Origin of the sequence: Nevskia soli DSM 19509, assembly GCF_000711955.1 — a bacterium.
Classification (GTDB): Bacteria; Pseudomonadota; Gammaproteobacteria; order Nevskiales; family Nevskiaceae; genus Nevskia; species Nevskia soli.
Window position 1 is genome coordinate 1 of sequence record NZ_JONR01000050.1, and the last position, 23,492, is coordinate 23,492.

Below are 23,492 nucleotides of genomic sequence, written 5' to 3' on the forward strand. Positions count from 1 at the left end.
TCGGTGTTTACTCGGTCCCCTGCGCTTCTCGGCCAAGGTGGGCGTTTTAGACAGGCCATCCCTGGCCTGTCTAAAACGGCTTCGGCATCCATGCCTCGCCCGCGTCTGCGCGCGGCTGTTCCACCTTGTCCTGCGATGCTCGGCGCAGCCAGACGGGGAGGTACGTCAAAAGCACAGCAAAAGCGCAAAGCAACGTCAAAAGCCCAAACGTCGCTCTTGAACGCCCCTTATCCCTCTGCGTCATCCCCGCGCAGGCGGGGATCCAGTTCTGCTGCCCTCAACACACGGTTACAGCCCCGACTTTCGCGGCCTTTTCCGATTGAAAAGGAACATCGCCCGCCGCATGCGTGCCAACAAAAACCCTTGGCACGCATGGCACCCATGGAGAAAAACGGGGTTTTCGGCGAACGGAGGTTGGTGCGGTTCGGGTGAAAAACAGTCCCTCACCCTACCCCTCTCACAATGTTCATGGGGGGAGGAGGAACAGCCAGGGAGTTATCGGATTACGCGGTTACGCGCTGGATCTTGCCGCCCAGCTTGCGCAGCTTTTCCTCGATGTGCTCGTAGCCACGATCGATGTGATAAACCCGGTCCACCAGGGTCTCGCCATCGGCGGACAGCGCCGCCAGCACCAGCGCGGCCGAAGCCCGCAGGTCGGTGGCCATCACCGGTGCGCCGCTGAGGCGCTCGACGCCGGTGACGACGGCGGTATTGCCCTCGATGTTGATCTCGGCGCCCAGGCGCATCAGCTCCTGCGCGTGCATGAAGCGGTTCTCGAAGATGGTCTCGCGGATGGTGCCGACGCCCTCGGCCACGCAATCCAGGGCCATGAACTGCGCCTGCATGTCGGTGGGGAATCCCGGATGCGGCGTCGTGTGGATGTCCACGGCCCGGGGGCGGCGGCCCAGCATGTCCAGCTCGATCCAGTCGGCGCCGGTGCTGAGCTTGGCGCCGGCCTGGCGCAGCTTGTCCAGCACGGCTTCGAGCATGCGCGGATCGGTCTGCGTCACCCGCACGCGGCCGCGGGTGATGGCGCCGGCGATGAGGAAGGTGCCGGTCTCGATGCGGTCCGGAATCACGCTGTGCGAGGCACCGTGCAGGTTTTCGACGCCCTGTACGTGGATGGTGGAAGTGCCGGCGCCCTCGATCTTCGCGCCCATGGCGATGAGGCAGTTGGCCAGGTCGACCACCTCAGGCTCGCAGGCGGCGTTCTCCAGCACGGTCTGGCCGTCGGCCAGGGCCGCTGCCATCAGCAGGTTCTCGGTGCCAGTGACGGTGACCACGTCGAACACGATGCGCGCGCCCTTGAGACGCTTGGCGCGGGCCTTGATGAAGCCGCCCTCGACGTCGATCTCGGCGCCCATCGCCTCCAGCCCACGCAGATGCAGGTCCACCGGCCGCGCGCCGATGGCGCAGCCGCCGGGCAGCGACACCTGGGCCTCGCCGCGCTTGGCCAGCAGCGGGCCCAGCACCAGGATCGAGGCGCGCATGGTCTTGACCAGCTCGTAGGGCGCGATGCAGGTGGTGATGGAGCGCGCGTTGATCTCCACCTGGCCTGGACCGGACGAGCTCACCGTCACGCCCATCTGCGTCAGCAGGCGGCGGGTGGTACCGACATCCCACAGCTGCGGCAGGTTGCGGATGGCCAGCGTGTCGTCGGTCAATAGCGCGGCGCAGAGGATCGGCAGGGCGGCGTTCTTGGCGCCCGAGGCGATCACTTCACCGTGCAGCGGGCCGTTGCCCTGAATCAGGAATTTGTCCACTAAGCGTATCTATCCATAAAAAACTGAAACGAAGACTACCCGCCGGCGGCAACCGGCTGGTGTCTTTTTTGTGCAAATGCCGCGAAATCGCGGCACTCCCGAAAGGGGTTCAGGCGCAGGGCGCCTTGGGGGCGTGGGTGCGCAGCTTGAGGGCGTGGATCTCGGTGCCCATGCGGCCGCCCAGGGTGTCGTAGACCATGCGGTGCTGCGCCACCGGCGACTTGCCGGTGAAGCCGAGCCAGATCACCTCGGCCTCGAAATGCTGCCCGTCGTCGCCGGTCACGGTGACGACGGCGTCCGGCATGCCGGCCTGGATCAGCTGCTTGATTTGGTCTTTGGTCATCATGTCGAAGTTTCTCAGCGCCGCAGCTTGTAGCCGGTCATCAGCATCCACAGGCAGATCGCGGAAAGCAAGGCGAGGAAGCCGGCCGCCCATAGCAAGCTTAGCCCGATCGGCACGTCGGCCTGGCCGAAGAAGCCGTAGCGGAAGCCGTCGATCATGTAGAAGAAGGGATTGAAGTGCGAGGCCACGTACCAGAACGGCGGCAGCGCATGCACCGAGTAAAACACGCCCGACAGGAAGGACAGCGGCGTGATGATGAAGTTGGTGAAGGCGGCCAGATGGTCGAACTTGCTGGCGACGATGCCGGCGATCAGGCCCAGCACGGCGAGGCTGGCGCCGGACAGCAGGAACATGGCCAGCAGGGCCAGCGGCGCGTGCACCGGCAGCGGTACGAACAGCAGCGCCACCAGCAGCATCGCCACGGCCACCAGGGCGGCGCGCACCAGGGCGGCGACGACGTAGGCGGCGAACCATTCCCAGGCGCCCAGCGGCGCCATCAGCAGGAACACCAGGTTGCCCATGATCTTCGACTGGGTCAGCGAGGAGGAGCTGTTGGCGAAGGCGTTCTGGATCACCGTCATCATCACCAGGCCCGGCACCAGGAACTCGGTGTAGCTGACCCCGGGGTAGACCTGGGCGCGCCCCTGCATGGCCTGGGCGAACACCAGCAGGTAGAGCAGCGCGGTGATCACCGGGGCGGTGACGGTCTGCCCCAGCACGCTCCAGAAGCGCTTGATCTCCTTGACCGTGAGGGTGACGAAGCCGACGCGGTCGGAAAAACGCGCCAGGTCGGTTTCCGGCGGCAGCAGGGTGGGCTTCTTCTCCTGATTCACCGGGCACCCCCGGCGACGGCGGGACGGGAGTTGTCGTGGGTCAGCTCGATGAAGATGTCCTCCAGGTCCGGCTCGCGCGTGTGCACGTCTTCGAGGTCGAGGCCGGCGGCGCGCAGGGCGGTGAAGACGCCGCCGATCGGATGCTTCTCGCGATCCAGGCGCAGCTCGATCGAACCGTTCTTCTCGCCGGAGACCAGCGGGCGCAGCGATTCCGGCAGCGCGCCCTCGTTGGCCAGCTTGATGCGCAGGAAGCGGAACGGGTGGCGGTTGAGCAGCTGCGCGGTGGTCTCGATGACGCGCACCTTGCCCTTGTCGATGATGGCGATGCGCTCGCACAGGTCCTGGGCTTCTTCCAGGTAATGCGTGGTCAGCACCACCGTGGTGCCCTTGGCGTGCAGCTCGCTCATGAAGCTCCACAGGGTGCGGCGCAGCTCGACGTCGACGCCGGCGGTGGGCTCGTCGAGGATCACCACCGGCGGCCGGTGCACCAGGGCCTGGGCGATCAGCACGCGCCGTTTCATGCCGCCGGAAAGGGTGCGCATGGAAGCGTTGCGCTTGCTCTCCAGGTCCAGCTTGACCAGCATCTCGTCGATCCAGGGCCAGCTCTCGCGGCCGCAGCCGTAGTAGCCGGCCTGGATGCGCAGCATATCGACCACCTTGAAGAAGGGATCGAACACCAGCTCCTGCGGCACCACGCCGATCAGGCGGCGCGCGCTGCGCCAGTCGCGCACGGTGTCGTGGCCGAGCACGCCGATGCGGCCTTCGTCGGCGCGCACCAGGCCGGCGATGATGCTGATCAGGGTGGACTTGCCGGCGCCGTTGGGGCCGAGCAGGCCGAAGAACTCGCCGCGACGGATGTTGAAGCTCACCCCGTCCAGCGCCTGCACCTTGCCATAAGCTTTGCGGACGCCGTCGATGCTCAGGGCGTCCGTTGAGGAGGTATTCATTGGGCGCGGATTATACGCCTCGCGACGCATCCGGCCGGCCGGATCGCCGCGTATTGGTTCAAGCCCCTGACAAACGCGGCAATTTCCGCCACCCTCGCCCCATGACCGCAGCCATCGTCTGGTTCCGCCGCGACCTGCGCCTCGCCGACAACCCGGCGCTGCGCCACGCCCTCGAGCGCCACGAACGCGTACTGCCGGTCTATATCCACGCCCCCGACGAGGAGGCGCCCTGGGCGCCCGGCGGCGCGGCGCGCTGGTGGCTGCATCATTCTCTCGAAGCCCTGTCGGCCGCCCTGGCCAGGGCCGGCGCGCCGCTGCTGCTGCGGCAGGGGCCCAGCCTGCGCCAGCTGCGCGAACTGGCGCGGACGGTGGATGCCTCGGCGGTGTACTGGAACCGCCTGTACGAACCGGCGCTGATTGCGCGCGACCAGGCCGTCAAGCAGGCGCTGCGCGAGGATGGCCTGACGGCGGAGAGCTTCAACGCCGCCCTGCTGGCCGAGCCCTGGCAGCTGAAGACCGGCAACGGCGATCCCTACCGCGTATTCACGCCGTACTGGCGCAACGCCGGCGCGCGCCTGCCGCAGCGTCCGCCGCCCCTGCCGGCGGTGCGCAAGCTCAGCCCGGTCGCGCGCGCGCCGCGGGGCCTGCCGCTCAAGGAGCTGGGCCTGCTGCCGGATATCCGCTGGGACGGCGGCCTGCGCGACACCTGGATTCCGGGCGAAGCCGGTGCCTGGAAGCGGCTCGAGCAGTACTGCGACGAGGCGGCGGCGAATTACAAGGAAGAGCGTGACTTGCCGGCGTTGGAAGCCACCTCGCGCCTGTCGCCGCACCTGCATTTCGGCGAGATTTCGCCGGGGCAGATCGTGGCGTGGCTGCGCCGGCTGGCCGCGGAAGACGCCCGGCACGGCATGGTTGCCAACGTCGACCATTACATCCGCGAACTGGGCTGGCGCGAGTTCTCGCACCACCTGCTGTACCACTACCCGTACACGCCGCTGCAGCCGCTGAACCCGAAATTCGAGTCCTTCCCCTGGCGCAAGCCGCGCGACTACGCCGCCGACCTGCGCGCCTGGCAGCGCGGCCGCACCGGCGTGCCGATCGTCGATGCCGGCATGCGCCAGCTCTGGCACACCGGCTGGATGCACAACCGGGTGCGCATGATCGTCGCCAGCTTCCTCACCAAGAACCTGCTGATCCCCTGGCAGGAAGGCGCGCACTGGTTCTGGGACACCCTGGTCGACGCCGACCTCGCCAACAACACCCAGGGCTGGCAGTGGACCGCCGGCAGCGGCGCCGACGCCGCGCCCTACTTCCGCGTCTTCAACCCGGTGTTGCAGAGCGGCAAGTTCGACAAGGACGGCGTTTATCTCCGTCACTGGGTACCGGAACTCAAGAAATTGCCGGACGACATGCTGCATGCACCCTGGCTGGCGAAGATCGCCGCGCCAGCGCCTTACGATGAGCCGATCGTGGACTTGGCCCGCTCCCGCGAACGGGCACTTCTGGCCTATGCGGACATCAAAAACGGCTGAAACCTTGATTAACCGGCTCGCAACACCCAGCTTTCACCGCATCCGGTAACATTGCATCCCCCCGTTGTCCGATTCCGGCAAAAACAATTGAACGACCACGTCCAACCCGCCGACCCCGTTGCGCTGCAGGCCACAGGCCGCCGCGTGCTGGAGATCGAGCGCGACGCCCTGAGCGGCCTGCTGCCGCGGGTGGATGCGGCCTTCGCGCGGGCCTGCGCGGTGATGCTGGCCTGCAACGGCCGCGTGGTGGTCACCGGCATGGGCAAGAGCGGCCATATCGCCAACAAGATCGCCGCCACCCTGGCCAGCACCGGCACGCCGTCCTTCTTCGTGCATCCGGGCGAGGCCAGCCACGGCGATCTCGGCATGATCACGCGCCAGGACGTGGTGATCGCCATCAGCAATTCCGGCGAAACCGCTGAAATCCTCACCATCCTGCCGCTGATCAAGCGCATGGGCGCGCCGCTCATCGCCATGACCGGCAAGCCCGGCTCGACCCTGGCGCGCAGCGCGGAAGTGCACCTGGATGTTTCGGTGGAGCAGGAAGCCTGCCCGCACAACCTGGCGCCGACCGCCAGCACCACCGCCACCCTGGCCATGGGCGACGCCCTGGCGGTGGCGCTGCTGGAAGCGCGCGGCTTCACCCAGGAGGATTTCGCCCTCTCCCATCCGGGCGGCTCGCTGGGACGGCGCCTGCTGCTGAAGATTTCCGATCTGATGCATACCGGCGCGCGCGTGCCCAAGGTGGGGCCGGACGCCTCGCTGTCCGAAGCCCTGCTGGAAATGACCCGCAAGGGCCTGGGCATGACCGCCATCGTCGATGCGCAGGACCATGTGCTCGGCATCTTCACCGACGGCGACCTGCGCCGCGTCATCGACAACGGCCTCGACGTGCGCCAGGTGAAGATCGCCGAGGTGATGACCAAGGGCGGCCGCAGCATCGGCGCCGATCAGCTCGCGGTGGAGGCGGTCAACCTGATGGACCAGCACAAGATCACCGTGCTGACGGTGCAGGACGCGCAGCACCATGTGCTCGGAGTGATTCACATGCACGACCTGCTGCGCGCGGGAGTGGTCTGATGCCGGAGCCCACCCTCAGCGAGCGCGCACGCGAAATCCGCTGCGTGGTGTTCGACATCGACGGCGTCATCACCGACTGCAAGCTCTACCTCGGCCCCGACGGCAGCGAGTGGAAGGCGGTGAACGTGCGCGACGGCCTCGGCATCAAGCTGCTGCTGCAGGCCGGCATCGAGGTGGCGGTGATTTCCGGCCGGCCCTCGGCGGCCATGCAGCAGCGCTTCGAATACCTCGGCGTGCGCTATATCTGGCTCAACGTCGAGCGCAAAGTCCCGGCCTTTGAAAGCCTGCTGCAGACGTTGGGCCTGGAAGACCGCCAGATGGCGGTGATGGGCGACGATGTGCCGGACCTGCCCCTGATGCGCCGCGCCGGCCTGGCCCTGACCGTGGCCGATGCGCACCCCAAAGCCCTGGCCGCCGCGCATTGGGCCAGCCGTCTGAACGGCGGCAATGGCGCGGTGCGCGAGGCCGCCGACATGATCCTCAAGGCGCAGGGCAAGGACGAGGCAGGCGAAGGAGCGCATTCATGAATACGAAATGGACGCGCCTGATCATTCCGCTGCTGCTGCTTCCGGGCCTGGCCGGGCTGCTCTACACCTTCCAGCGCATGGACAACTCCAACATCGACACGGCGGAAGCGCCGGCGACGCTGCCGCGCTATACCCTGAGCGACGCCCAGTTGACCCGTTTCGACGTCGACGGCGGCGTCAGCCTGTATGGCCAGGCCGAGACCATCGATTATTTCGACGATCAGTCCGGCCGCGCCCAGAACCTGCAACTGGACCTGCTCGACGACGACGAAAAGACCTGGCACGTCACCGCGCCGGCGGCGAACTTGCCGTCTCACCAGCGGCGCTTCATGCTGGAGGGACCGGTGGTGGCCAACGGCCACTGGCCGGACAACGGCGAGGCCGTGGCGATCCATACCGATCGATTGTGGATCGACCCGGACCGGCACGAGGTCGATACCGACGCGCCGGTGGAGCTGCATAGCCCGCTGCGCAACGGCAATGCCGTCGGCCTGCGCTCCGACTGGGCCGAGCAGACCCTGCAACTGCTGCATAACGTGCACATGATCTATACGACGAGACCCCATGAAGCAGCGCACTGAACGGATTCTCGCCGCCCTGGCGCTGCTGCTGCCGGCCCTGGCCTGGGCGCAGGACAACACCGCAGCGACGCAAGTGGCGGCGGCGCATCCCGCCACCGTGGCCGCCAGTTCGTCCACGCCGAGCAAGGTGGACCAGACCAAGGATCAGCTGACGCGTCTGCCCTCGGCCGCCGACATGCGGCCTACCGGCCCGGTCACCATCGCCGCCAACCGCGCCGAGCTGACGCAGGGCAATACCGCCGTCTACGTCGGTAATGTCACGCTCGACTCCGATACCCTCAAGATGGACGGCGACCGGCTGGAACTGAAGCGCGCCGCCGATGGCCAGTACGTCGCCAAGATCACCGGCTCGCCGGCGCACATGGCGCATGCCGGCAACGGCCCGGACAATCCTCCGGTGACCGCCCACGCCAGGACCATGACCTATGACTCGCGCAACGGCACCATCGACCTCGTCGGCGAGTCGCAGATGACGCGCGGCGACGACAAGACCACCGCGGAGACCATCACCTACCACGTGCTGGAACAGCGCTACGAAGCGTCCGGCGGGGACGGCCCCGGCGGCCGCGTCAAGATCGTCATTCCGCAGGCCAGCATTCCCGGTGCTCCGGCGCCGGCAGCGAATGGCGCGCAGCCCGCGGCACCCGCAGGCGGTCTCAATCCCGCGCCGTCGGCGCCGGCGGCGGAGGGCCCCACGCTGCAGCAGCCCATCCCGCAGGCCACGGCCAAGCCGAGCCCGCCCAAGCCATGAGTACGGTCCTCAGCGGCGAGCGCCGCGAACCCCACCTGGCGGCCGTGAATCCGCCGGCCGGGACGCCGCAAGTGGCGAAGCAGTCACTGCTGGCGGCGCGCGGCCTGGTCAAGCGCTACCGCCGGCGCACCGTGGTCAGCGATGTTTCGCTGAACGTCAGCGCTGGCGAGATCGTCGGCCTGCTCGGCCCCAACGGCGCCGGCAAGACCACCTCGTTCTACATGATGGTCGGCCTGGTCAAGCCGGACGGCGGCAGCATCGCGCTGGACGGCACCGACATCACGCGCCTGCCGATGCACGCCCGCGCGCGCATGGGCATCGGCTACCTGCCGCAGGAAGCCTCGGTATTCCGCAAGCTGTCGGTGGCCGACAACATCATGGCCATCCTGGAGATCCGCGAGGACCTCAGCGCCGAAGGGCGCAAATCGGAGTTGCAACGGCTGCTGAGCGAACTGCACATCGGCCACGTGCGCGAGGGCCTGGGCATGTCGCTGTCCGGCGGCGAACGCCGCCGCACCGAGATCGCCCGCGCCCTGGCGGCGAATCCGCGCTTCATCCTGCTCGACGAACCCTTCGCCGGTGTCGATCCGATCGCCGTGCTCGACATCCAGCACATCGTCCAGCACCTGGCCGCGCGGGGCATCGGCGTGCTGATCACCGACCACAACGTGCGCGAGACGCTGGGTATCTGCGACCGCGCCTACATCCTCAACGAAGGGCTGGTCATCGCCGACGGCGCGCCGGCGCATGTGCTCGAGAACGAGACGGTGCGGCGGGTCTACCTGGGCGAGCAGTTCAAGATGTAGTCCGCAGCCGGCGATGTACTGGCTGCGCGCGGATCGGGGAGGAGCGGGAGGATGTGCTGGGGAGCCCCCCCCCCCCTGGACCATGGCGACCGCCGGTGGCCTCATTCCGATCCGCCGGGCTGTTTTTGATGCCCCGGCTGGAAATTTTTACGATCATACTCCAGCCACATCGATTTTGTGCAAGTACAATGCCAATTATGGATAAAACGCTGAGAGCGTCGTGAAACAGTCGCTGTCGCTACGCACCGGATTGAGCCTCACCATGACGCCTGCCCTGCAGCAGGCGATTCGGCTATTGCAGCTGTCCAGCCTCGATCTGCAGCAGGAGATCCGTCAGGCGCTGGAATCCAACGTCATGCTGGAATCCACTGCGGACGAGCCGGAGCATCCCGAGGAGGCGGTGGCCGAAGTCGAGATGAGCGAAGCCGCCGAAGGCAGCGACGAGGCCGAAACCGCGGGCGAAAACACCACGCTGGACTTGTCCAGCAAGGAAATTCCCGAGGACATGCCGGTCGACGCCGACTGGGGCGATATCTACGACAGCCCCACCGCCGCGTCCTCCAGCGCCAGCAGCAGCGGCGATGACGACGGCCTGCACGACTACCTGCAGGCCAACCTGCATGGCAGCACCAGCCTGCGCGAGCACCTGGGCTGGCAGGCCAGCATCGCCCCGTTCGACGCCCTGGAGGCGGAGATCGCGCTGCATCTGGTCGATGCCATCAACGACGACGGCTACCTGGAAGACTGGGACACCCTCAGCGTGCGCCTGGCCGAGTCGCTCGGCGTGCCGCTGGAGCAGATCGAGAAGGTGCTGCGTCTGGTGCAGGATTTCGATCCGCCCGGCGTCGGCGCACGCGACCTGGCGGAATGCCTGCGCCTGCAATTGCAGCAATACCCGCCGAAGACGCCGGGCCTGGCCGAAGCGCAGCGCGTGCTGGAAGCGCCGATGGCGCTGCTGGCGCGGCGCGACGAGGCGCAGCTGGCCCGCGCCACCGGGCTGGATCTGGAGGCGATCCGTCCGGCGATGGTGCTGATCCAGTCGCTGCAGCCGCATCCGGGCCGCCCCTACCAGTCGCACGAAAACGAGTACGTCGCGCCCGACGTGTTCGTGGCCAAGCACCAGGGCCGCTGGCGCGTGGCATTGAACCCGGAGCACACGCCGCGCCTGCGCATCAATTCCTACTACCAGGGCATGATCAAGCGCGCCGACACCTCGCGCGACCAGCTGACCCTGAAGCAGCACCTGCAGGAAGCGCGCTATTTCATCAACAGCCTGGAAGCGCGCAACGAAACCCTGCTGAAAGTCGCCCAGTGCATCATCGAGGAACAGCGCGCCTTCCTCGAATACGGCGAGGAAGCGATGCGCCCGCTGGTGCTGCGCGACGTGGCCGAGCGGCTCGGCGTGCACGAGTCCACCGTGTCGCGCGCCACCGCCAACAAGTACATGCTGACGCCGCGCGGCCTCTACGAATTGAAATTTTTCTTCTCAAGCCATGTCCAAACCACTGAAGGAGGTACCTGCTCTGCAACAGCCATCCAGGCCATGATCAAACGTCTCATCGCCCAGGAGGACGCAGCCAAGCCCTTGTCCGACTCCACGCTCGCCGAGCTGCTGCTGAAAGAAGGCATCCAGGTCGCGCGCCGCACCGTCGCCAAGTACCGCGAAGCACTGCGTATTCCACCTTCGCACGAGCGCCGTCCGGTCAACTGAACGACCGGCGGACGATCAACGGCCCGGATTTCGCATCCACCGTTTGCCCGGTCGTGTACGGACGGCCCGGTCATCCGACCGGCCCGTCGTATCGGCCAAGTTCGCAAGGAGTCGATGAATGAATCTGAACATCTGCGGCCACCATCTCGATCTGACCCCGCCGTTGCGCGATTACGTGACGGACAAGCTGAAGAAGGTCGAGCGACATTTCGATCACCTGATCGACGCCTCGGTGATCCTCTCGGTCGACAAGCTGCAGCACAAGGCGGAGGCGACGCTGCACACCCGCGGCGCCAACCTGCACGCCGAAGCGATCAATGGCGATATGTATGCGGCCATCGACGGCCTCATCGACAAACTGGACCAGCAGACGCGCAAGTTCAAGGACAAGCTGCGCAATCATCACGACCGCGAGACCATCAAGCACCAGGAGATCTAGCCGGCGGCGGCCCGCGCCGGACGCTGGCGCGGGCGCCGACAAAGTCGTAACGTACCGGCAACAGGAACAAACATGGCCCGGCCCCCACCGGGCCTTGTTTTTAAGCAAGAGCACCGAAAAAACACATGAAACTCGCAGAAATCCTGAGCAGCGGCCGCGTCGCCAGCGGCGTCGCGGTCACCAGCAAGAAGCGCGCGCTGGAGGAGATCGCGAAACTGCTGGCGCAGGGCACTCCCAGCGTCAGCCATGTCGATATCCTCAACAGCCTCTCCAGCCGCGAGAAGCTGGGCAGCACCGGTCTGGGCCACGGCGTGGCCATCCCGCACGGCCGCATGGCCGGCATCAGCTCCAGCGTCGGCGCTTTCGTGCGCCTGAAGCACCCGGTGGACTACGAGACCCACGACGGCCAGCCGGTGGACCTGATGTTTGGCCTCCTGGTACCGCAGAACGCCACCGGCGAGCACCTGCAGCACCTGGCCGCCATCGCCGAGAAATTTTCCGACGACACCTTCTGCACCCAGGTGCGCGAAGCCAGGGATGAGGCGGCGCTGTTCGCGCTGCTGACGCACTAGGGCCTGTTGCCGGCAACCGCCCTCCGGACACCGTCACGCCCACCCGTTCCTCAGCGCAGGCTACCGCTCACGGCGTCTTCCTCGAAGTCGAAGGCCTGGGCGTGTTCCTGCGCGGCGCCAGCGGCGCCGGCAAAAGCGAACTGGGCCTGGAGCTGCTGACCCGCGGGCACAAGCTGATCGCCGACGACATCGTGGAATGGCGCCGCACCGATGACGCCGCCGGCGTCATCGGCAGCTGCCCGCCCCTGCTGGACGGCTTCATCGAAGTGCGCGGCCTCGGCATCCTCAATGCGCGGGCGCTATACGGCCAGGCCGCGGTGGCCGCGGCTGCGGCGCTGGACCTGGTGATCGACCTGGGGGGACGCGCCGAGACCACCGCCGAAGAGCGCCTGCACGGGCGTCGCGCCAGCTATACCGTGCTCGGCGTCACCGTGCCGGAAATCTCGCTGCAGCGCCGGGTCGGGCATAATCTCGCGGTACTGGTCGAGGCGGCTTGCCGCGACCACCGGCTGCGCCTGTCGGGCTACCGCGCCGACGACGACCTGGTGGAGCGGCAGCGGCGCCGGCTGGAACGTCCCGAGTAAACGCCGAAACCTCTTGAGAGCTGCATGCGCCTAGTCATCGTCAGCGGACTGTCCGGAACCGGCAAGACCGTGGCCCTCAAGCTGTACGAGGACCTCGGCTATTACTGCATCGACAATATCCCGCTGGACCTGGTGCAGCCGCTGATCGCGCACGCGGTGAGCCACCCGGAGCCGCGCTACAGCGAATTCGCCATCGGCGTCGACGCCCGCGCCAATCCGGCGGAGATCAAGTCCTTTCCCGAGGTGCTGAAGGCGCTGCGCGCGCAGGGCGTGCATGTGCACGTGCTGTTCCTCACCGCCGACGACCAGGTGATCCTGCGCCGCTACAACGAGACGCGGCGCAAACACCCGCTGTCGGGCCCGGAAGTGTCGCTGGTGGAGGCGATCCGCCTGGAGCGCAAGCTGCTGGAACCGATCGCGGCGCTGGCCGACGACCTGCTCAACACCTCGGCGATGAACCTGCACGACCTGCGCAGCGCCATCCACGCGCGCCAGCCCGAGGCGGGCAGCGGCCGGCTGGCCGTGCTGTTCCTGTCCTTCGGCTACAAGAACAGCCTGCCGGACGGCGCCGACTTCGTCTTCGACGTGCGCAACCTGCCGAACCCGCACTGGGTGCCGGAACTGCGCCCACTCAACGGCCGCGACGAGGCGGTGGCGAAATACCTGGAGAGCCACTCCGAGACCGGCGCGCTGCTCGACGATATCCGCAGTTTCCTGGCGCACTGGCTGCCGGCGTTCCAGCAGCAGGACCGCAGCTACGTCACCGTGGCCATCGGCTGCACCGGCGGCCAGCATCGCTCGGTCTACATGGTGGAGCAGCTCGCCGCCTCGTTCCAGGGGCGCTTCGGCCAGGTCATCGCCAAGCACCGCGAGCTGGGGCTGTGAGCGGCGCCGATCTCAACGGCGGCGGTGTCGGCGTGCTGCTGGTGACGCACGGCAAGCTCGGCCATTTCCTGCTGGAAACCATGCGCGACATGATCGGCGCGCTGCCGCTGCCGACCGACGAACTGGAAGTGCGCCGGGTACAGGCCACCGATGTGCTGCTGCTGCAGGGCCGGCGCATGATCGAGCGGCTCGACCGCGGCGCCGGCGTGCTGCTGCTCACCGACGCCTTCGGCAGCACCCCCAGCAACATCGCCAACCGCCTGGCCGAGGCACCGCGCACCGCAGTGGTGGCGGGCATCAACCTGCCGATGCTGGTGAAGATCTTCAATTATCCGCAACTCGACCTGGCGGCGATGACCCGCGCCGCGGTGGAAGGCGGACAACGCGGGGTGGTGGTCTGTCCCACGCCTGCCACGAGAGCATAAAAAGAACCGACATGGACAAGAGCGAATACCAGCCGATCGAGAAGACCGTGACCATCGTCAACCGCCTGGGCCTGCACGCGCGCGCCGCGGCCAAGCTGGTGACGCTGGCGGCCAAGCACCAGAGCGATGTGGTGGTGCGCAAGGACGGCCGCGAGGTCAGCGGCAAGAGCATCATGGGCGTGATGATGCTGGCGGCGGCGCAGGGCAGCCACATCACCCTGGTGGCGCAGGGGCCGGATGCGGCGGAAGCGCTGGAAGCGCTGGCCGCCCTGATCGCCAACCGCTTCGACGAGGAGGCGTGAGAAAAGCAGTGGTTAGTGATCAGTGGCTGGTGACTAGTAGGGAGGCGCCGCCTGCGGCGGCAGCCTGCGCTTCTTGCTTTTACTGGCCACTAACCACTAACCACTGGCCACTTCTGCCGTATCGCGGAGAGCGCACGTCATGAGCCTGTGGCTATCCGGTATCGGAGTGTCGAGAGGCATCGGCATCGGCCGGGTGCAGCGCCTGCACGGCGGCGACCTGGAGATTCCCGAGTACACGCTGCAGCCGGCGGACATCGAACACGAGGTGACGCGCTTCTTCGGCGCGCAGCGGCGCGCCAAGGAACAGCTGCGGCAGATCCGCGGGCAGATTCCCGGCGGTGCGCCGGGCGAGATCGCGGCATTCATCGACACCCACCTGCTGATGCTCGACGACCGCTCGCTGACCGAGGCGGTGGTGGCGCTGATCCGCAGCGCGCAGTGCAACGCCGAGGCTGCGCTGAAGAAACAGCGCGACGCGCTCACCGCGGTGTTCGAGCAGATGGAGGATCCCTACCTGCGCTCGCGCAAGGACGATGTGCAGCACGTCTCCGCGCGCATTCTGCGTATCCTGCTGAAGCAGGAAAAGGGCATGCCGGTGCAGCGCACCGAGCAGAGCGAGCCGCCGGTGATCGTGGCCGACGACGTAACCCCGGCCGACATCATCCTGCTGTCGCAGCAGGGCGTGGCGGCCTTCATCACCGAGTACGGCGGCCCGCTGTCGCATACCGCGATCCTGGCGCGCAGCTTCGGCATTCCCACCATCGTCGGCCTGCACAACGCGCGGCGCCTGCTGCGCGAGGGCGAGCTGGTGATCGTCGACGGCGACCTGGGCCATGCCCTGGCCGACCCGGATGCGCAGGCGCAGGAGTTCTTCCAGGCCAAGCGCCAGCGCCAGCTGGCCGACCGCGCCGCCTTGTCGCAGCTGCGCGACAAGCCGGCCATCTCGCGCGACGGCATCAAGATCAAGCTGCTGGCCAATATCGAGATGAGCGAGGACGCGGTGCACGCCGCCGATCTCGGCGCCGAGGGCGTGGGCCTGTATCGCACCGAGTTCCTCTACATGAACCGGCGCGGCCTGCCGGACGAGGAGGAGCAGTACCAGGCGTATTCGCGCGTGGTCGCCGCGGTGAAGGGGCCGATCACCATCCGCACGCTCGACTTGGGCGCCGACAAGCAGGTCGACTCTGGAAGCCGCCAGGGACCAACGCCGAACAATCCGGCCCTGGGCCTGCGCGCCATTCGCCTGTGCCTGAAGGAGCCGGAGTTGTTCCGCACGCAGGTGCGGGCGCTGCTGCGCGCTTCCGCCCACGGCGCCATGCAGATCATGCTGCCGATGATCTCCAGCGTGCAGGAGTTCCGCCAGGCGCAGCAGATCATCGTCGCCGCCACCGAGCAGCTGCGCGCCGAAGGGCGGACCGTGGCCGACAACATCCCGGTGGGCGCGATGATCGAGGTGCCGGCGGCCGCGCTGGCGGCGCCGCTGCTGGCGCGTCACGCGCGCTTCTTCTCGATCGGCACCAACGACCTGATCCAGTACACGCTGGCCATCGACCGCGTCGACGAGGAAGTGAACTACCTCTACGACCCGCTGCACCCGGCGGTACTGCGCCTGATCCGCATGACCATCGAGGCCGGCGAGCAGTCCGGCGTGCCGGTGGCGATGTGCGGCGAAATGGCCGGCGACCCGCGCCACACGCGCCTGCTGCTGGGCCTGGGCCTGACCGAGTTCTCGATGCACCCGGCCAGCGTGCTCGAAGTGAAGCGCATCATCATGGAGTCGAACGTGGCGGAGCTGCGGCGACAGGCACAGCGCGTCCTCGCCGCGCGCGGCATGCGCGAGTTCCAGGACCTGGTCGCCGGTTTCGGCCACTGAGCGCCTGGGCGCCGTGCCCGGTGTCACACCGGCGCCGCGATCTCCGTGGTAGATTGAAGCAGGGATGATGCTTTCCGCCGCAAATCGGCGAGCAGGCACACAACAAAATCGCGTCGCAGTTCGGGGAAGTCCTTCATGAAAATTCCGACCTTACACGGGCTCGCAAGCCTCGTGTGTGCTTTCGCTTTCGTCATTGCCCTTCCCGCTGCCCAGGCTGGCGCACCCGCGCCCGGCACCCAGAAGGCGCCCCGGTTCCAGGTCAGTGCAAGCGATGCCCAGCCGGACACGATCGGCTCCTCGATCGCCGCGGATGCAGCCGGCAATCTCACCGTAGTGTGGACGGGAGGCGAGGACGATCACAACGGGGGCCAGTTCACCAATATCTATGCCCGTCGTTTTGCGGCAAACGGTCAGGCCCTTACCGCCCAGTTCCTGGTTCATAGCGCGGCGCATGGCTACTACGGCTTCCCGGCGGTAGCGGTAAACCGGGGTACCGGCGAGTTCGTCGTCACCTGGACCGGCAACAGCACCTTCGATGTATCCAACACCTACGCGCGGCTGTTCGACCAGGACGGCAACCCCAAAGGCCCCGAGTTCCAGGTCAGTTCGGCCGCGGAATACTCGACCGAAAGCTTTGTGGCCATGAATCAGTCCGGCGCTTTCGTGGTCGGCTGGGGGACCCAATCCAATGGCCAGGGCAGCCCGCCCTATCACGCCTACATCGCGCCGTTCGATGCGCAGGGACGGCCGACAGGGCCGTCGCTGCGGCTGAAAGCGGCATTTGCCGATTCCGATTACCCTGGTCTTGGCGGCGTGGGTATCTCGGCGGATGGGCACTTCATGGCCATCTGGAGGTACCTCAACACCCAAGGCTACGGATTCGATGTTTACCTGAACTGCTTCGACGCGCGCGGCACCGGACTCGGGGGAGACGTTCTGGTCAGCACCTCGACGCCATCCAGTATCAACAGCATTGCCATTGCCGGAGCGCAGGGCGGCGACGGCACCATTGCCGTGGCCGCACCTTCACTCCGCATCAATCCGTCCATAAACGAATATGTAAGCGGGATCTTCGTGCGCACCTTCCATCAGGACTGCCATGCGGCGGGTGCGGAGTTCGAGGCAACGGGCAACGTCGACGCTCCCTACCAAGGCATGAGCGTGAGCCAGGCCGGCCCGTCGGTACAGGTCGACAGCACCACCGGCCAACTCGCGATCGGCTGGACCTGGAGCATTCAGCAGGGACAGGGCTACCAGAACAGCGGAAATGTGCGGCTGCTCTCGCTTTCGGGTAACGCACTCACCGATGCGATCTCGCTGTACAACATACCTTCCGTCTATCCATCGCTCGTCCCCCCTTTGGTCGCGATCGATGGCTTGGGCAATTTATGGGCTGCATGGTCCCAATTCATCGACTTCACGACCTACGATGACGTGTTTGCGGCCAGCTTCTACGGCGCGCCCAAAGCCGCCGCCCCGACGCTCAGCCTGGACGCACAGCCGACCTCCCTATTGATCGGAAGCACCGCAACGCTCACCTGGAGTTCTGCCAACACCAGCAGTTGCACGGCGAGCGGCGACTGGTCCGGGACGAAGGCGCTGAACGGTTCGGCGACGGTCACGGAGAACAACGCCGGTGCATACCACTTCACATTGACCTGTGTAGGCCCCGGTGGAAGCATTTCGAAGAGCGCATCAGTGAATTGGAAGCTGCCAACGGTGAGTTTCGCCACCGGTGCCGAACGGACGGCGCAAAGTACCAGCCTGAGCGGACAGACTTCGACCACCATCACGGTTCAACTCTCGGCCGCCGTCCCCCGCGATGTGACCGTGCCGTTCACCTTGAGCGGGAGCGAAGCTGCTTCACGCTACGCCGTTACACCCGCTAATACCTTGCTGATTCCGGCGCATTCTGCGTCAGCCAGCGTTTCGGTCAAAATCACCTACCCTCAATATCTGCAGTGTGACAAGACCGTAGTGCTTGAACTCGGCACGCCGCAGGGCGCCACGCTTGGCACCATCACCACGAATACCCTGTCGGTTCACAACTACAGTCCGCTAGTGGTCTGCGTCGGCGTCGGCATGCAGTAGCGGAGGCCTTGCTGGCGACACTGAGCCCGACCACCCGCGTGACATCCAGAGCACCGCAATAACCTTCGAGCGCAACTGTCCACCGTGTCCGCAACCTTGTCCGCGGACACTTTTACGCACCGATATCCTACATAAAATCCTTTTGAATCAATCGTAAAGCGATTGGTACGGGCGTTGCGCCCTCCCCTGTCAGGACAGACAGCGGAGCGGCACATGCGGAAGCGGGCGACCGGCGTTTTGGGAAGCATGGTGTGTGTGCTGTGGGCAGCGCCGGGAGCGGTGCGCGCCAACGACCTGCTCGACGCCTACCGGCAGGCGCAGGCCCAGGACACGACCCTGGACGCGGCCCTGCATCAGCGCGGCGCGGCGATCGAGGCGCGGCCGCAGGCGCTGGCGGCGTTCCTGCCGCAGCTCGATGCCAACGCCAATTTCGCCCGCGACAAGATCAGCAGCAGCGGCGACAACGGCAATCCGACCTCGCTGCCGGGCTCCACGGCGCCGCAGGCTTCCAGCAGCGGTACCGTGTTCGGCAACAGTGCGGTGTATGCGCTGACCCTGAACCAGCAGATCTGGAGTTTCCAGTCCTTCCACAAGCTGGCGGAGGCCAACCTGCAGGTGGCGCAGGCCGAGGCGACCTACCGCGACGCGCAGCAGAGCCTGATCCTGCGCGTGGCCACCGCCTATTTCAACGTGCTGGCGGCGGAGGACACGCTGCGCACCAACCAGCTCGAGCGCGAGGCCTACGGCGAGATGCTGCGGCAGGCGCGCAAGCGGGTGGAGAACGGCCTGTCGCCGCAGACCGATGTGAAGGAAGCGCAGTCCTTCTACGACGTCACCGCCGCGAGCGTGATCGACGCGGACTCGGCGCTGGACGATGCGCGCCGCGCGCTGTCCGAACTGACCGCGCGCGAGACGCGGGACATCGCACCGCTGAAGGACGAAATCCCGCTGCCACAGCCGGACCCGGCGCGGCCGGAGGACTGGGTGCAGAGCGCGCTTCAAGACAACTACGTGTTGAGCGCGGCAAACCTGCAGGCACAGGCGGCGCAGCGCGACATCAGCGCCAACCGCGCCCGCGGCCTGCCGACGCTGTCGCTGCAGGGCTCGGTCAACAAGTACGACTATTCCAGCCAGCTCGGCAACAACGAGCGCGACGACCGCGTCGGCGTGGTGGTGGACTGGCCGCTGTTTCAGGGCGGCACGGTGGCCTCGCTGGTGCGCCAAGCGAAGAACACCTACGAGCAGCTGCGCGCGCAGTACGAGGGCAAGCGCCGCGACATCGAGCGGCAGACCCATGCCGCCTACCGCGGCGTGGTCTCCGGCATCGAGAAGATCCGCAGCAACCGGCAGGCGGCGGACTCCAACCGCGACGCCGTCGAGGCCAGCCGCATCGCGCTGGAAGTGGGGACGCGCAACGAGTTCTCGCTGTTGCAGGCGCAGACCAATTATTACGACGCGCTGCGCAGCTATTACCAGTCGCGCTACGACTACCTGACCAACTCGCTGACCCTGAAGCAGCTGGCCGGGCGGCTCAGCGAGGCCGACCTCGGCGCCATCGACGCTTTCCTGGTGCGTGGCGCCGCCGTGTCCGCCGCGCCGTCCGCAGTGTCCGGCGGCCTGTCCGCGGACACTGCCACGAACACGGCCAGCAAATAAACATGTTCAGTATCAATCAATTAAGTGTTGGCACCGCCAGGCACGACGCTTGCGCCTGCTACTGCCAGACGATGTTCCACACGGCCCGGAGGCCCTGCAATGTTTCGTGACACCTCAGCCCAGGATATTCCGCTGGCGACCGCGCAGAACCGGCGCCGCCGCGCGCCCTGGGTCTGGATTGCGGTTGCCGTGGTGGCGCTGGGGCTGATCCTGGCGGCGGCGCCGGGCGTGATCCGGCTGTTCTCGGCGCAGGCCTCGGTCAGCGCCTCGCGGCTGGGCTTCGCCACGGTGGAACGCGGCGACTTCACCCGCGACATCGCTGCCGAGGCCAAGGTGGTCGCCGCCATCAGCCCGACCCTGTACGCCTCTTCCGCCGGCACGGTGACGCTGAAGGTGCACGCCGGCGACAAGGTCAATCAGAACGATGTGCTGGCGACGATCGACAGTCCGGACCTCTCCAGCAAGCTGGCGCAGGAGAAGGCGGCCCTGGGCGGCTTCGAAGTGGATTACCAGCGCGCACAGCTCGATGCGCGCAAGCAGCAGATGACAGTGCAGGAAAACTTCGACCGCGCCCAGGTGGACCAGCAGACGGCGGCGCGCGAAGTGCAGCGCAGCGACAAGGCCTACAAGGAAGGCGCCTACTCGGAGCTGTCGCTGCTGCGCGCCAAGGACGCGGCGGAGAAGGCCAACTTCGACCTGGAGCATGCGCGCAAGGAATTGCAGATGGAACCCGAGCAGCTGCGCTTCGACGTACAGAGCAAGAAGCTGGCGCGCGACCGCCAACAGCTGCTGGTCGCCGACCTGCAGCGCCAGGTGGATGCGCTTAACCTGCGCTCGCCGGTCACCGGCCAGGTGGGTCAGCTGCTGATTGCCGAGCGCGCCAACGTGGCCCGCGACGCGCCGCTGCTGACGGTGGTGGACCTCACCGCCCTGGAACTGGAAATGAAGGTGCCGGAAAGCCTGGCGCGCGACCTGGCGGTGGCGATGCCGGCGCAGATCAGCGGCGCCGGCAACAACTGGGACGGCGCGGTCAGCGCGGTCTCGCCGGAAGTGGTCAACGGCGAAGTGGCGGCGCGGGTGCGCTTCGCCGGCGGCACGCCGGACGGCCTGCGCCAGAACCAGCGGCTATCGGTGCGGGTGGTGCTGGACCAGCGCAAGGACGTGCTGATGGTGGCGCGCGGGCCGTGGCTGGATGCCGAGGGCGGCCACTTCGTCTACCTCGTCAAGGACGGCCTGGCGGAGCGCCACCCGGTCAGCGTCGGCGCGAGCAGCCTGTCCAAGGTGGAGATCCTGGACGGCCTGCAGCCGGGCGAGCGCATCGTCACCTCCGGCACCGACGAATTCAACAACGCGCCCAGCGTGGTGATCGGCCGCTGAAGCGGCGGCGCTTCACCGGCCTGGGCAACAGATACGGCAAGCAGCAACAGGAGATAGTCATGAGCAAGAAAGGAATGATGATCGGTATGGGCGGCATGGCCACGGCAGCGGCGGCGCACGCGATGTTCGCCTATGCCCTGATCGCCGGGCAGCCGCAGCCGGAGCTTTACCTGGCGCAGATCGCCGCGCCGCAGCAGCAGACCATCCAGTCGCCGCAGTGGCGGCTGGCGACGCGACGCGCGCGCGCCGACGGTGAAATGCCGGTGACGCAGACGCTGCCCCCCGAACGCCTCCACAAAGGACTGACGACATGCTGAAGATGACCCACCTGGCCAAGGTCTACCGCACCGAAGTGGTGGAGACCTACGCCTTGCGCGATCTCTCCCTGAACGTGCGTGAAGGCGAGTTCGTCGCCGTCACCGGCCCTTCCGGCTCGGGCAAGACCACCTTCCTCAACGTCGCCGGGCTGCTGGAGACGCCGACCGGCGGCCAGTATCACCTCGACGGCGAGGACGTGAGCAAGCTCGGCGACGATGCGCGCTCGCGCATCCGCAACGAGAAGATCGGCTTTATCTTCCAGGCCTTCAACCTGATTCCCGATCTGAACGTGTTCGACAATATCGACGTGCCGCTGCGCTACCGGCGCATGAACGGCGCCGAGCGCAAGAAGCGCATCGGCGAGGCGCTGGAGCGCGTCGGCCTGTCGGCACGCGCGCGCCACTATCCGGCCGAGCTGTCCGGCGGCCAGCAGCAGCGCGTGGCCATCGCCCGCGCACTGGCCGGCACGCCGCGCCTGCTGCTGGCGGACGAGCCGACCGGCAACCTCGATACGCAGATGGCGCGCGGCGTGATGGAACTGCTCGAAGGCATCCATCGCGACGGCGCCACCATCGTGATGGTGACGCACGATCCGGAACTGGCGGTGCGCGCACAGCGCAATGTGCACATCATCGACGGGCAGGTGGTGGACTTGACCGAGGAACCGCGCTTCCACGGCGTGCACGCTGAAGCGAGGCAGGCTTCGGCATAAGAATCGACCGTGCGGCCCTCGGCCGCCGGCAAATCCGCTTTATAGGAGACGCTTCCCATGTTCCGCTATTACATCTGGCTGGCGCTGCGCAGCCTGCGCCGCAACCCGATGCTGACGGCCCTGATGGTCGCGGCCATCGGCCTGGGCATCGGCGCCTCGATGACCACGCTGAGCCTGTTCCGCGCCATGTCCGGCGACCCGATCCCGCAGAAGTCCGCGCAGCTGTTCACGCCGCTGATCGACAACTGGGGACCGGACCAGCGCGAGAAAAACGGCGAGCCGGGGCAGGACATGCTTACTTACACCGATGCCGTGGCGCTGATGAATCTGCACGCGGCGCGGCGCCAGGCGGCGATGTATGCCACCGGCTTCGCGGTGATGCCGACCGATCCCACCCAGAATCCGTTCCAGGCCGACGCGCGCGCCACTGGCGCGGATTTCTTCGCCATGTTCGATGTGCCGTTCAAGTACGGCACGCCGTGGAGCGCGGCCGACGACGAGGCGCGGGCCGACGTGGTGGTGCTGGGACGCAAGCTCAACGACAAGCTGTTCGGCGGCGCCAACAGCGTCGGCAAGACGGTCAATCTCGACAATCACGACTACCGCGTGGTCGGGGTGCTCGACGACTGGTCGCCGCAGCCGCGCATGTACGACGTGATGGACCAGACCTTCGGCGAGGTGGAAGCGCTGTTCCTGCCGTTCAACACCGCCATCGGCCGCCAGATGGATATCTGGGGCAACAACAACTGCGCCGGCCCGACCGTGGTCGACCCTGGCTTCGAGGGGCATATGCGCTCCGAGTGCACCTGGGTCCAGTTCTGGGCCGAACTGAACACCGCCGAACAGGTGCAGCACTACCGCACGCTGCTCGACGGCTATGCAGCGGAACAGCAACACAACGGCCGCTTCCACTGGGCGCCGCTGACCCGGCTCTACGACGTACGCAAATGGTTCGACGTGCAGCACGTGGTGCCGGACGAGTCGCGCGTGATGGTGGTGGTGTCGTTCGGCTTCCTCTTCGTGTGCCTAGTCAACGCGGTGGGCCTGATGCTGGCCAAGTTCATGACCCGCGCTTCCGAGATCGGCGTGCGCCGCGCCATCGGCGCCAACCGGCGCGCAGTGTTCACGCAATGCCTGGTGGAGACCGGGGTGATCGGCCTGGCCGGCGGCCTGGTCGGCCTGGCGCTCACCGCCGTGGGCCTGGCCGGCATGCGCGCGCTGCTGAGCAAGGACATGGCGGACCTGACCCATCTCGACCTGATCGACGTGCTGGTAACGGTGGCGCTGGCGGTGCTGGCGGCGATGCTGGCCGGCCTCTATCCCACCTGGCGCGCCACCCAGGTGCAGCCAGCCTGGCAGCTCAAGGCCAACTAGGCTCTGCCCT

The 23,492-nt window shown here is 66.9% G+C and carries 23 protein-coding genes and 1 pseudogene; 20 read left to right on the top strand and 4 right to left on the bottom strand.

Annotated features, from left to right (window positions below; translation table 11 throughout):
• Window positions 1–503: 503 nt before the first annotated feature.
• The 4 genes from murA to BP26_RS0120175 form a co-directional block, all read right to left on the bottom strand.
• Window positions 504–1,763 carry a UDP-N-acetylglucosamine 1-carboxyvinyltransferase gene (murA, locus tag BP26_RS0120160; RefSeq protein WP_029922363.1) on the bottom strand — a complete coding sequence of 420 codons (1,260 nt, stop codon included), beginning with the start codon at window positions 1,761–1,763 and terminating at the stop codon, window positions 504–506.
• Between the two features lie 109 nt (window positions 1,764–1,872).
• Complete coding sequence (locus BP26_RS0120165) at window positions 1,873–2,109, bottom strand: BolA family protein (protein ID WP_245611850.1); 237 nt, start codon at window positions 2,107–2,109, stop codon at window positions 1,873–1,875.
• A gap of 11 nt (window positions 2,110–2,120) precedes the next feature.
• A complete protein-coding gene (locus BP26_RS0120170; RefSeq protein WP_436233357.1) occupies window positions 2,121–2,912 on the bottom strand; it encodes an ABC transporter permease in 792 nt (263 codons plus the stop codon).
• Between the two features lie 23 nt (window positions 2,913–2,935).
• Window positions 2,936–3,886 carry an ABC transporter ATP-binding protein gene (locus BP26_RS0120175; RefSeq protein WP_029922366.1) on the bottom strand — a complete coding sequence of 317 codons (951 nt, stop codon included), beginning with the start codon at window positions 3,884–3,886 and terminating at the stop codon, window positions 2,936–2,938.
• Window positions 3,887–3,987: 101 nt separating this feature from the next.
• Here BP26_RS0120175 and BP26_RS0120180 point away from each other — a divergent pair, with 101 nt between their 5' ends.
• The 20 genes and pseudogenes from BP26_RS0120180 (at window position 3,988) to BP26_RS0120280 (ending at window position 23,482) form a co-directional block, all read left to right on the top strand.
• Window positions 3,988–5,418 carry a cryptochrome/photolyase family protein gene (locus BP26_RS0120180; protein WP_029922367.1) on the top strand — a complete coding sequence of 477 codons (1,431 nt, stop codon included), beginning with the start codon at window positions 3,988–3,990 and terminating at the stop codon, window positions 5,416–5,418.
• 87 nt (window positions 5,419–5,505) lie between these two features.
• A complete protein-coding gene (locus BP26_RS0120185) occupies window positions 5,506–6,498 on the top strand; it encodes a KpsF/GutQ family sugar-phosphate isomerase (protein WP_036517502.1) in 993 nt (330 codons plus the stop codon).
• On the top strand, window positions 6,498–7,025 hold the full coding sequence (locus tag BP26_RS0120190) for a KdsC family phosphatase (RefSeq protein ID WP_029922369.1): 528 nt from the start codon (window positions 6,498–6,500) through the stop codon (window positions 7,023–7,025). Before BP26_RS0120185 ends, BP26_RS0120190 begins: the two co-directional genes overlap by 1 nt.
• On the top strand, window positions 7,022–7,606 hold the full coding sequence (gene lptC, locus BP26_RS0120195; protein ID WP_029922370.1) for an LPS export ABC transporter periplasmic protein LptC: 585 nt from the start codon (window positions 7,022–7,024) through the stop codon (window positions 7,604–7,606). Before BP26_RS0120190 ends, lptC begins: the two co-directional genes overlap by 4 nt.
• Window positions 7,590–8,357 (top strand): lipopolysaccharide transport periplasmic protein LptA, encoded by a 768-nt coding sequence (gene lptA, locus BP26_RS0120200; RefSeq protein WP_029922371.1) that lies wholly within the window; start codon window positions 7,590–7,592, stop codon window positions 8,355–8,357. Before lptC ends, lptA begins: the two co-directional genes overlap by 17 nt.
• 86 nt (window positions 8,358–8,443) lie before the next feature.
• Window positions 8,444–9,163, top strand: coding sequence for an LPS export ABC transporter ATP-binding protein (gene lptB / locus BP26_RS0120210; RefSeq protein WP_036517509.1), 720 nt, complete (start codon window positions 8,444–8,446; stop codon window positions 9,161–9,163).
• A gap of 220 nt (window positions 9,164–9,383) precedes the next feature.
• Window positions 9,384–10,874: an RNA polymerase factor sigma-54 gene (locus tag BP26_RS0120215; RefSeq protein ID WP_029922373.1), complete on the top strand. Its 1,491-nt coding sequence runs from the start codon at window positions 9,384–9,386 to the stop codon at window positions 10,872–10,874.
• 118 nt (window positions 10,875–10,992) lie between these two features.
• Complete coding sequence (gene hpf, locus BP26_RS0120220) at window positions 10,993–11,313, top strand: ribosome hibernation-promoting factor, HPF/YfiA family (protein ID WP_029922374.1); 321 nt, start codon at window positions 10,993–10,995, stop codon at window positions 11,311–11,313.
• A gap of 125 nt (window positions 11,314–11,438) precedes the next feature.
• Window positions 11,439–11,885, top strand: a complete 447-nt coding sequence (gene ptsN / locus BP26_RS0120225; RefSeq protein WP_029922375.1) for a PTS IIA-like nitrogen regulatory protein PtsN — start codon at window positions 11,439–11,441, stop codon at window positions 11,883–11,885.
• Between the two features lie 65 nt (window positions 11,886–11,950).
• Window positions 11,951–12,469, top strand: a pseudogene (locus BP26_RS0120230) (HPr(Ser) kinase/phosphatase); the annotation flags it as partial.
• Between the two features lie 24 nt (window positions 12,470–12,493).
• Window positions 12,494–13,354, top strand: coding sequence for an RNase adapter RapZ (gene rapZ / locus BP26_RS0120235; protein ID WP_029922377.1), 861 nt, complete (start codon window positions 12,494–12,496; stop codon window positions 13,352–13,354).
• On the top strand, window positions 13,351–13,779 hold the full coding sequence (locus BP26_RS0120240; RefSeq protein ID WP_029922378.1) for a PTS sugar transporter subunit IIA: 429 nt from the start codon (window positions 13,351–13,353) through the stop codon (window positions 13,777–13,779). The genes rapZ and BP26_RS0120240 overlap by 4 nt, the downstream gene beginning before the upstream one ends.
• 11 nt (window positions 13,780–13,790) lie before the next feature.
• The gene (locus BP26_RS0120245; protein WP_029922379.1) at window positions 13,791–14,081 is read left to right on the top strand and encodes an HPr family phosphocarrier protein; all 291 of its coding nucleotides are present in this window, start codon (window positions 13,791–13,793) and stop codon (window positions 14,079–14,081) included.
• A gap of 139 nt (window positions 14,082–14,220) precedes the next feature.
• On the top strand, window positions 14,221–15,954 hold the full coding sequence (gene ptsP, locus BP26_RS0120250; RefSeq protein ID WP_029922380.1) for a phosphoenolpyruvate--protein phosphotransferase: 1,734 nt from the start codon (window positions 14,221–14,223) through the stop codon (window positions 15,952–15,954).
• 135 nt (window positions 15,955–16,089) lie between these two features.
• Window positions 16,090–18,045 carry a hypothetical protein gene (locus BP26_RS0120255; RefSeq protein ID WP_157572663.1) on the top strand — a complete coding sequence of 652 codons (1,956 nt, stop codon included), beginning with the start codon at window positions 16,090–16,092 and terminating at the stop codon, window positions 18,043–18,045.
• 213 nt (window positions 18,046–18,258) lie between these two features.
• Window positions 18,259–19,701 carry a TolC family outer membrane protein gene (locus BP26_RS0120260; RefSeq protein ID WP_084183273.1) on the top strand — a complete coding sequence of 481 codons (1,443 nt, stop codon included), beginning with the start codon at window positions 18,259–18,261 and terminating at the stop codon, window positions 19,699–19,701.
• 99 nt (window positions 19,702–19,800) lie between these two features.
• Window positions 19,801–21,078, top strand: coding sequence for an efflux RND transporter periplasmic adaptor subunit (locus tag BP26_RS0120265; RefSeq protein WP_029922383.1), 1,278 nt, complete (start codon window positions 19,801–19,803; stop codon window positions 21,076–21,078).
• Window positions 21,079–21,137: 59 nt separating this feature from the next.
• Window positions 21,138–21,395 carry a hypothetical protein gene (locus BP26_RS0120270; RefSeq protein ID WP_029922384.1) on the top strand — a complete coding sequence of 86 codons (258 nt, stop codon included), beginning with the start codon at window positions 21,138–21,140 and terminating at the stop codon, window positions 21,393–21,395.
• Complete coding sequence (locus BP26_RS0120275; RefSeq protein WP_029922385.1) at window positions 21,389–22,108, top strand: ABC transporter ATP-binding protein; 720 nt, start codon at window positions 21,389–21,391, stop codon at window positions 22,106–22,108. Before BP26_RS0120270 ends, BP26_RS0120275 begins: the two co-directional genes overlap by 7 nt.
• Window positions 22,109–22,165: 57 nt before the next feature.
• Window positions 22,166–23,482, top strand: coding sequence for an ABC transporter permease (locus tag BP26_RS0120280; RefSeq protein WP_029922386.1), 1,317 nt, complete (start codon window positions 22,166–22,168; stop codon window positions 23,480–23,482).
• The last annotated feature ends 10 nt before the right edge of the window (window positions 23,483–23,492 follow it).

What these genes read in the sequence shown, in the direction of transcription:
- lptC (WP_029922370.1), top strand. Translation starts at nt 7,022, where the DNA reads ATGAATACGAAATGGACGCGCCTGATCATTCCGCTGCTGCTGCTTCCG.
- BP26_RS0120280 (WP_029922386.1), top strand. Translation starts at nt 22,166, where the DNA reads ATGTTCCGCTATTACATCTGGCTGGCGCTGCGCAGCCTGCGCCGCAAC.
- BP26_RS0120270 (WP_029922384.1), top strand. Translation starts at nt 21,138, where the DNA reads ATGAGCAAGAAAGGAATGATGATCGGTATGGGCGGCATGGCCACGGCA.
- BP26_RS0120175 (WP_029922366.1), bottom strand. Translation starts at nt 3,886, where the DNA reads ATGAATACCTCCTCAACGGACGCCCTGAGCATCGACGGCGTCCGCAAA.
- BP26_RS0120275 (WP_029922385.1), top strand. Translation starts at nt 21,389, where the DNA reads ATGCTGAAGATGACCCACCTGGCCAAGGTCTACCGCACCGAAGTGGTG.
- BP26_RS0120255 (WP_157572663.1), top strand. Translation starts at nt 16,090, where the DNA reads ATGAAAATTCCGACCTTACACGGGCTCGCAAGCCTCGTGTGTGCTTTC.
- BP26_RS0120180 (WP_029922367.1), top strand. Translation starts at nt 3,988, where the DNA reads ATGACCGCAGCCATCGTCTGGTTCCGCCGCGACCTGCGCCTCGCCGAC.
- BP26_RS0120265 (WP_029922383.1), top strand. Translation starts at nt 19,801, where the DNA reads ATGTTTCGTGACACCTCAGCCCAGGATATTCCGCTGGCGACCGCGCAG.
- rapZ (WP_029922377.1), top strand. Translation starts at nt 12,494, where the DNA reads ATGCGCCTAGTCATCGTCAGCGGACTGTCCGGAACCGGCAAGACCGTG.
- BP26_RS0120245 (WP_029922379.1), top strand. Translation starts at nt 13,791, where the DNA reads ATGGACAAGAGCGAATACCAGCCGATCGAGAAGACCGTGACCATCGTC.
- lptA (WP_029922371.1), top strand. Translation starts at nt 7,590, where the DNA reads ATGAAGCAGCGCACTGAACGGATTCTCGCCGCCCTGGCGCTGCTGCTG.
- ptsN (WP_029922375.1), top strand. Translation starts at nt 11,439, where the DNA reads ATGAAACTCGCAGAAATCCTGAGCAGCGGCCGCGTCGCCAGCGGCGTC.
- BP26_RS0120165 (WP_245611850.1), bottom strand. Translation starts at nt 2,109, where the DNA reads ATGATGACCAAAGACCAAATCAAGCAGCTGATCCAGGCCGGCATGCCG.
- ptsP (WP_029922380.1), top strand. Translation starts at nt 14,221, where the DNA reads ATGAGCCTGTGGCTATCCGGTATCGGAGTGTCGAGAGGCATCGGCATC.
- hpf (WP_029922374.1), top strand. Translation starts at nt 10,993, where the DNA reads ATGAATCTGAACATCTGCGGCCACCATCTCGATCTGACCCCGCCGTTG.
- BP26_RS0120260 (WP_084183273.1), top strand. Translation starts at nt 18,259, where the DNA reads ATGCGGAAGCGGGCGACCGGCGTTTTGGGAAGCATGGTGTGTGTGCTG.
- BP26_RS0120190 (WP_029922369.1), top strand. Translation starts at nt 6,498, where the DNA reads ATGCCGGAGCCCACCCTCAGCGAGCGCGCACGCGAAATCCGCTGCGTG.